This window comes from Pseudoalteromonas sp. S8-8 (assembly GCF_000497875.1).
GTDB classification, from domain to species: Bacteria; Pseudomonadota; Gammaproteobacteria; order Enterobacterales; family Alteromonadaceae; genus Pseudoalteromonas; species Pseudoalteromonas arctica.
Genome location: NZ_AUTR01000078.1, coordinates 1 through 8,231, shown reverse-complemented (window position 1 = coordinate 8,231; position 8,231 = coordinate 1). Strand labels below are relative to the sequence as shown.

At 38.4% G+C, this 8,231-nt stretch carries 10 protein-coding genes and 2 pseudogenes; all 12 read right to left on the bottom strand.

Features of this window, described 5'->3' with window-relative positions:
* Positions 1-794, bottom strand: a 794-nt coding sequence (locus L659_RS0122815; protein WP_024592080.1) for a PoNe immunity protein domain-containing protein, incomplete at its 3' end; no start/stop codon positions are given.
* A 5-nt stretch (positions 795-799) separates the two neighbouring features.
* On the bottom strand, positions 800-1,546 hold the full coding sequence (locus L659_RS0122810) for a PoNe immunity protein domain-containing protein (RefSeq protein ID WP_024592079.1): 747 nt from the start codon (positions 1,544-1,546) through the stop codon (positions 800-802).
* A gap of 8 nt (positions 1,547-1,554) precedes the next feature.
* Positions 1,555-2,028, bottom strand: a complete 474-nt coding sequence (locus tag L659_RS1000000124015) for a hypothetical protein (protein ID WP_024592078.1) — start codon at positions 2,026-2,028, stop codon at positions 1,555-1,557.
* Between the two features lie 196 nt (positions 2,029-2,224).
* Positions 2,225-2,512 carry an immunity protein YezG family protein gene (locus L659_RS01000000123170; protein ID WP_231388468.1) on the bottom strand — a complete coding sequence of 96 codons (288 nt, stop codon included), beginning with the start codon at positions 2,510-2,512 and terminating at the stop codon, positions 2,225-2,227.
* 4 nt (positions 2,513-2,516) lie between these two features.
* Positions 2,517-3,122, bottom strand: a complete 606-nt coding sequence (locus L659_RS0122795; protein ID WP_029769986.1) for a hypothetical protein — start codon at positions 3,120-3,122, stop codon at positions 2,517-2,519.
* A gap of 122 nt (positions 3,123-3,244) precedes the next feature.
* Positions 3,245-3,382 (bottom strand): annotated as a pseudogene (locus tag L659_RS1000000123655) (DUF600 domain-containing protein); the annotation flags it as partial.
* A 67-nt stretch (positions 3,383-3,449) separates the two neighbouring features.
* Positions 3,450-3,926: an SMI1/KNR4 family protein gene (locus L659_RS0122785; RefSeq protein ID WP_007587090.1), complete on the bottom strand. Its 477-nt coding sequence runs from the start codon at positions 3,924-3,926 to the stop codon at positions 3,450-3,452.
* Between the two features lie 32 nt (positions 3,927-3,958).
* A pseudogene (locus L659_RS0122780) lies at positions 3,959-4,129 on the bottom strand (DUF600 domain-containing protein); the annotation flags it as partial.
* A gap of 53 nt (positions 4,130-4,182) precedes the next feature.
* A complete protein-coding gene (locus L659_RS0122775; protein WP_024592076.1) occupies positions 4,183-4,707 on the bottom strand; it encodes a DUF4303 domain-containing protein in 525 nt (174 codons plus the stop codon).
* A gap of 12 nt (positions 4,708-4,719) precedes the next feature.
* Positions 4,720-5,976, bottom strand: coding sequence for an AHH domain-containing protein (locus L659_RS1000000123860; RefSeq protein ID WP_024592075.1), 1,257 nt, complete (start codon positions 5,974-5,976; stop codon positions 4,720-4,722).
* Between the two features lie 230 nt (positions 5,977-6,206).
* Positions 6,207-6,674: an SMI1/KNR4 family protein gene (locus L659_RS0122765; RefSeq protein WP_196812481.1), complete on the bottom strand. Its 468-nt coding sequence runs from the start codon at positions 6,672-6,674 to the stop codon at positions 6,207-6,209.
* 26 nt (positions 6,675-6,700) lie between these two features.
* Positions 6,701-8,231, bottom strand: a 1,531-nt coding sequence (locus L659_RS0122760) for an HNH endonuclease (protein WP_029769980.1), incomplete at its 5' end; no start/stop codon positions are given.

The following is an 8,231-nucleotide window of genomic DNA, read 5'->3' as shown; positions in this document are numbered from 1 at the left end:
TTATTACGTATTAAATCATTGGCTAGCATTGGATGTGGCGTAAGCTGTACTTTGGTTATACCAAGTAAGTTTGCCACTAACGCATGCTCTAAACACCAGTACCCAATATAATAATCAGTATATTCAAATTCACAATCACATTCATGGTTGCCGTGCCAGTCGGCATCATCAAGTTGGGCATACCATTGCGATATAAACTGGTTTAGCTTCTGTGCTTGCGTATTTTTATCAAGACTAAAGGCGTCAAACAAACACTGGTAAACATCAGGGTAATAGAGGGTCTTTGCCATAGGGCGTTGTGAATCACCGAGCTTTACGGCAATAGCATCAAATAATGCATCTTTACCTTGTTCACCAATGACATCAAGCGTTTTACTAATATGCTCAGTGGGCGCGTCGCAGGCAACGAGTAACGACAGCCACCAAAGCGTATAAATATAGCGATTTATATTCGCAGAGCCACACGCATCGCCAGCGCCTCCAAGTTGCTCAAAATCAACACGGTAAAGCTGATGGGGTTGTGGAATGTTATTAGCTACCAAGGTGAGCTGTTCACGATAAGGTAAAATAGCGAGTACAAAAGGGCGTAGTTCATCAATAGAGGCACCATAAGAATAATGCGCTACAGCTCGCATAATCGCTAGTTGAAACAATCTCTGAGCCACATCAACGCGCTGAGTAGGGGAGGTAAATACAGCGTCGTCGAGTGCGGCTTGTGTTTCAGTTAGAGCTTCATCAAGGTCACTCGTAAGTGTTTGAAAGTAGCCTTCATCCTGACGGTTATCACGTAACATCCATGTCATCCTTTAAGATGAACTAAATCTTTAGGGTAATACGGGTGGTCAATAAAGCTACTGTCGTCAATATTATAAAGTTTAACGACTAAAGCTGCTTCCCAGCTCCAATACCCAATGTAAGCATCCGTATCCATCAAATGATAGTCGGGTGAATCTATCAGTTTATACCATGCATCGAGGTATGCTTTCATTAAAGAAGGTTGTTGCTCAGGGTCTGCTGCAATGACATCGTGTAGCTTTTTAAATCGTTTTTTGAATAATAAATCATTAGAAACTGCTCGCTCAGTGTCTCCCATTTTCAATGCAATAGAGTCGAACAATACATCAAGACCTTGATTAGCGATTAATTTTAGAGCCTGCGCGTAATACCTATCACCCATATCTAAACAATAAGCAAAAGCGAGCCAGTCGAGCCAGTTTTCAAGATAGTCAGTGCGAATTTCCTCCCATCCAATGCGATCTTTTTGTTCATTTGCAGGCAAGGCGTCAGCATAGTCTTTTTGCCATTGACGGTATTCAAGTGCTTCAAGTAAGTGAGGTTTAAGCTCAGTTAAATTGTCTCCGCGGGAGTAGCGTTCTTGAAGCAAACGAACTACATAATCAACCAACCCAAAAGATAATTTCATTTTAACTTCTGCAGAAAACTCATTGTTATGTTTAACATCATTTAAGTAATCTTCGATAGTTTCTATACTAAATTCTACTTGTTCATCAAAGTAAGCTTTGCTTTTTAATTTATCTCTTAACATTTCTACTCCTAAAATCCTTGGGGTGTCCCAATGATATTACCTTGCTTATTTAGCTCTTTAACTAATAAATTACCGTCAGGTTTATTGCGAATTAGTATCTTTTCAACTGAGCCGTCATTTGTACGTATTGCTTTCAAAATTTTTGCTCGTTCTTTCCTGCTTAGTCCTGCTTTTTGTAAGCGTTTATCAGTAACCCAATCATCGCTCATTTGCTTGCCGTCACCAGTCATTCCTAGTCTGGCCTTGTTGTACTTGGCTTCAGTAATGGCTGTTTTTGGTGGTTCGAATTCATCGAGAGCCTTGTTTACGCGATTGCCAATCTCACTGGCTGCGCCTTTAACGCCTTGGTCTATTTTGGGCGCTATTTCATCAAGCTGTTTAATCGTGGCTTGCATGCCGTCTATGGCAAGCTGTGGCAGCAGTAGGTCGTATCGCCAACTTGTTGATATTTCATGAATAGTAAACTGACTATTTAATAGCACTTTTACTCTTTAAGCGCAGCGCCTCTAGCCCGCGTTGTGAATAATTCATTTAAAATATTGTTTGCACAAAGAGAAAATAATGAGAAGTAAATGAGGGACCCAATTTGAAATACAGCCAAAGGCTAGGGCGCTAATCTTTTAAGGCTGTAGCGTCTAGCCAGCATCCATGTTGTTAAAAAACGGGTTAAATTAATACTTAACGTGTTGGAACAGCGGCGATTACTTCTTCATCATTATTATCGCGCTCAAAGTTTAAGTTAAACTGGCCTTGACGAGTGATAGTAAAAATAGCGCGCTGCCAATCTTCCACTTCATTTTTAATGGCGTGGTCAAATAACGTTTTAAACAACGCTGTTATGTTTTCAGATACAGCAATTGCATGCTGTGTTTCGTCATCTGCTTTTATAAGGTGGGCCTTGCATTCAAGTACATTGCTATTTTCGCAATCTAAAATGAGGAGTGCTTCATGCCATTGCTCATCAATTTATTTATGTATTCTTTAATATTAACAGCTTATTTTCTAACAATAAAACCTGACAATTGTTTTTCCACAGTTCATAATAGCTACTTAAATCTATATTAATTTCAAGTAATGGTGCAGCAATGTACCAACTTAAATAATAGTCATTATCGATCCCGAATAAGGCTTCAAAAAACGCAAATGTTACTTCATTATCATTTCTTTTTGAGTCTCTAATTAAGTCTCCGAACTCATCAAAAAGCCAATAATGCGGGATATCATCATCTATGTGAGACTCGAACTCAGTAGGCGTTACAAATTTAATTTCAAAATCATTTGTTGCACTTCGTAGCTCATCATCCAAGTTTTCTAATAAACTAACTTGTTCCAATATAAAGTTTTTGGCATGAGATACGATTGCTTCATCGCTAATACTAGTACTTCTTTTGACTTCTTTAATTGATAAAACGTTCTCTATTACTTGAGTTAGACTCTCTTGTTCTGGAAGGAATTGTGTCATCTGATTAATATTATTAATTATTCCTTCCTCATGAAATATATAAGTGAAATGGGATTTATCAAATTCTTGTGTACCTTGGCAAAAGCATATCCAATCTTTAATTAAATTATCCATAAGTTCTCGCTTTTTTATTTAGGTAATGTTCTGGCCAACTTAAACTGGATACTCTAATTTGATAATTTCAAATTCTACAGACGATAGAATATTATTCGCTGAATGTAGACGCACTAAGTTGTAATATATTTGGCTTTGCATTCAAGTACATTGTTATTCTCGCAATCTAAAATAAGCTGAGCTTCAAGCCACGGCTCTTTTATTTGCTGATAAAGGTATTGACCTAGGTGTTGCTGGGTGTTTTCTATATCGAGTTGCATATACTATCATTAGTATTATAAATAAATTTTGAATTAACTGATCAAGCATAAAGTTTATGGATATTTGCTAGCTTAGAAACATCGTATCAAGGAATTCTTGGAAGTTATTAAAAGCTTCGTAAAAAACAGGCGATAATTCATCCGATTCATTATGATCCCATATTACTACTTTAGGGTTTGTTGTATCCCTCTTGAAGTCTAGGCATAAAAAATCACCGCCATAAAGATAAGCAAAAGGTAAAACCTCGGCCCCAACCAAGTCTTCGTTTGCTGTAAGTCTTTCCTCAATCTGAGCAATTACTACTTTAACTTCGTATTGCTTAAACTCATTACCGAGCTTTTCATCTTCTGAAACTATTAAAAACCTTTCCAATACGCGCTCTTCAGAGTTAATTTTTATAGTAATTTTATCTGGGCATCCACCATTAAATTCTAAAATAAACTCCCTGTAGCTAATCGGTAAGTTAATATTAAAAAACATTTCTAATGAATCTAACTCATCATGTGTAATTGAAACTCTTTTTTTTAAATTTAAATCTTTCATTATGCTATCGTTTTCCGTGTACCACTACATGCAGCAATTGCATGCTGTGTTTCGTCATCAGGTTTAATAAAGTGAGCTTTGCATTCAAGTATATTGTTGTTTTCGCAATCTAAAATAAGGAGAGCTTCATGCCATGGCTCTTTTATTTGTTGATAAAGGTACTGACCTAGGTGTTGCGGGATGTTTTTTATGTCGGGTTGCATGTGCTGTCCTTAGCGTTACTTTTGAGAGAGTTTTGAGAGAGAAACTGTTTTAGCTATAGAGTATAAATCCAACTTTCAAATTCTTCAGCCTCCTCTATGCTGTTAAGTTCTGAGATCCAACGTACTTCTTCTTTTATATCCTCATTTCCAATTACAGAAAAAACTATTATTGGGTTTTGTGCAAATGAATTAAAAAATCCAGATTGATGAACATTGATTAGTGCCTCAACAATACAGTTAAAGATAATGTTTCTATGTTTTGATTTTTCGGAACTGCTATTGGCTTTACTACTTAGAAAAAATAGTTCCTTAGATATTTCATTAAAATGTTTTGCTCCTGCACCTTCAAACTGCCATTCTCCTGGGCTCCACTTATAATAAGTTGCATCACTTGGATCATCACTTATTAATTCATTTAGATAATCTTTAGTATTTGCAGAAGGGGCTACAGATGCTGCTTCAGAGTCACTATATAATGCGAAACTATAAAAATTGGACTGCCCATGATTTGCTTTTAGTTCTAAGCAACAATCTTTAATAGCCGATTCAATTTTTTTTCTAAGTAAAGGCATATCCATGAATTTCTCTCTTTAATAAAGTGTATGTATAGTATCGTTTGCAAAATGCTTTTTGATTTCTTGTAAGGCTTTAATTATTGACTCTTTTGATGGGCTGTTTTGCTCAACTTTAACTAAGTAATCTCTGACAGCTTTTGCTGCTTTTGTACTATGGTTTTTGTTCGGCGCCCATCCTAAGTTTTCAGGCCCTTTGTACCAGTCTATATCATACCTTTCTACAATATCTTTACTTTCGTCAAGATATTCAATCATTTTTTTACCCCGCCCTTTTTTAAATATAGAATGATGGGCATGCGGGTTCTGCATACTTTCAGGTGGTTCTCCTGCGCCATATTTTCTTAGTAGTTTACCCCAGCTTGGTTCTGTTTCACCTTCCACAGGACCAAATTTTCTATTTTTCACTGCGGCCCCCTTTAAATCATTTCCTTTCGGCGCATCTAACTCATTCGCAACGGTCTTTTTAGGTTTACCCACAATACCGGTGCTTTTCGGCGGTTCGAATTCATCGAGGGCTTTGTTTACGCGATTGCCAATCTCACTGGCTGCGCCTTTAACGCCTTGGTCTATTTTGGGCGCTATTTCATCAAGCTGTTTAATCGTGGCTTGCATGCCGTCTATGGCTAGTTGTGGCAGTAGTAGGTCGTATTGCCAACTTGTTGATATTTCGTGAAGTGTATCGCGCAGGCCTTTTATAAAGGCTTTTACTTCGCTGGCTGCTTGTTTGCCTAGGTCTTGCCAGTTTATTTTACGTAAATACTGAACGGGGTCGCCTTTGCCCAACTTGCGTAACACTGCAATTGCGGCTTCTATTGTGTCGCCGCTGTTTTTAATCACCACTTTACCAACACCTTTTACCGCGGAGCCGAGCACAGGCACTAAACCTATCGCGGTGAGCGTAAAGGCAATCCAGCCATCATTGTCGTTGGCTTTATCGTCATCAGTCAGCAGCATTACATTGGCTAAAATATCTCGCACGTCCATGACTTGGTCAATAACCGGTATCATTGAAATAATACTGCCTACCACAATCTGCGCCGTTGTAGGGTCTTTATTAAAGTCGCCTTGCAGTGCTCCCCATAACCAATCACCCGCTTGGCTGGCTATGTTGCTTGCTTCATCAAGTGTTGCTGCTTGCCCAGCTCTGCTCATTTGTATGGCAGAGGCGGGGGTTATTTGCCCATAAAGCGGGTTCGGTGTCGTGTTATCTTGAGGTTCATACTCGCGCGTATCTTCCCCATATTGAACAGTAAACTGACTATTTAATAGCACTTTTACTCTTTAAGCGCAGCGCCTCTTAACCTCTTTGTGAATAATTCACTTAAAGCCATGTTGCACAAAGAGAAAAGAATGAGAAGAAAATGAGGGCGTTAACTATAAAAAGCAGTCATTATTTGAAAGGCTAGGGCGCTAATCTTTAAAAGAGTGCAGCACCTAGCCTAACAACATCCATGTTGTTAAAGAGCGGTATATCCTGAAGTAGTTAATTCGGGTAGAAAGAGCTACTCATCTGGATCGTAAAGCTTGGCAATAAACTCATCGAAATCATCAGCAATTTTTACGATGCTTTCAGGTAACTTATTATTTATTGGGTCAAAAGGAGTTTGATCTTCAAACTCATGATCTTTATAAAATATTTGCCCATAAGAATCTTCTCTGGTTGAGAGTATAATAAAATTACTAGAATGCGTATTAGCAATATAAATCAAGCCTTGTGGTAATAAATTATTCATTGGCTTATTTTTATATTTAATATCATTTGTTACTCTTCCACCGATACTAAAAAAAAATTTAATATCATCACCTTGGAGTCTTAGTTTTTTTGCTTGAAAGTCGATAGCACATTTTTCTGGAACCCCTCCATTGTTTTGCAATAGAAAAAATTTATAGGGTTCTGGTAGCTTGAGGCTGAGTTCTTCCTCAGCATTTTTTATATCTTCAGCTGAAAGATTTTTATCTGATAGCGTCATAATTAAGCTCATTATAAATAGCCCTTCTATCGTGAAGCAGATGCCCCACCTTTATGTGTAAAAATATCATGTATCTCTTGATCAATTAATAACATAGATGATTGATCTCCATGATGATGCCATGTGAAATCTAATGGAGATTTATCCGGCCATTGCCCAACTCGGTCCCCTTTAATTCGTCTTTTTATTCCAAACTTTTCTGTCAAATACTGGTCACCTTTTTGGTTTGACAACTGCTCCCATGCCTTTGAAAAGTCGCCAACTTCAGGTAATTCAATATACCTTTCTTTAACACCTGTCATATTTTCGATTTTTACATTCGCTATTGAGTATTCATTAAAATCAGGATATCGACTTCCATCAGGTGGGCCTGATATATAGGGTATTTCAATATCGACTTGGCCCAATGAGGATGTTTCCATATTTGGCTTACCATATATAATGGTATCAGTGAGTTCATCGTATCGAACCGTTCCCCCATTTTCGAGCCATTTTTTAAACTCAGGAGCGTTTGGTCCTGCATTTGTTCTTAATAAGCCATTTATATCCCTAAACTGCCCTTTAGTATTTAGCTCAATTGGTTTTGCATTTACAAAGCTGAGAGCATACTTTCGACCTGGTTGTAATGCCGCATCGGGCTTGTCAATGCGCTCAATTAATTTAGGTTGCTCAGGCGATACTGTGTGCGAGATGGTTTTATTTAGCTGTTTGCGTTTAAGTATATCGGCCATATCAACCAGTGCGCGATTGGCGCTGGCAAGGTGTTTTGATTTACTCGCTGCAGAAGCGGCAACACCCACCCCGCCTGTTAATATCGCTAATAATATTTCAAAGGCCATTACACCGGTTATACGTTGTTTATCTACGTACGAATGGGCTTCAATATAGTCATACGGAAAGCGCGCGAGTGTATTGCGGGTATCTTCATCGTCCATTAAGGCGAGTAATAATTCAAAGGCATCTGATAATGCACTGGTTGTTTTTTGGCTAAAGGCTAAAATTGTTTCAAGTTCGTGCTTAACCGCGTGTTTATCACCACTGGCAATAGCGTCAATCATTCTAAAGCAGGCAGAATACACACTGATATTTACATCAATCCCTAATACGATTAAATCAGCGATACCCGTTACAAGGGATTTTGCGCCTTGATACAGGCCCGTTGCGCGTGCACCGGTTTCAATCATCCATTGGGTGAAAAAGTCTTCTTGCTCAAAAATAGCATCGCCAATAGCTGCTTGTTTGCTTATTTCATCAAGCATGGAGGTGAGATGTTGTTTAAAGTCGTTACGCAGTTGGATGAGTTGTTGCTCATCAGCTTGAGTGGTTGCACGCAGCAAAACATCACTTTTACCTTGCGGTAAATTAGCCAAGGTGGCTACACCGTTTGCCAGTGAGCCGGTATGTTCAATGCCCTCATTATCGATAACAATATAGTCAATACCATCAACGGGCGAACCATCATCATAAAGGTATTCAAGTTCAAGCTGAGCGAGTGTACTTGCGGATAACGTATTGTCACCCAAATCAAACGCAGTCACTTGGCTAATGTTAACAGGG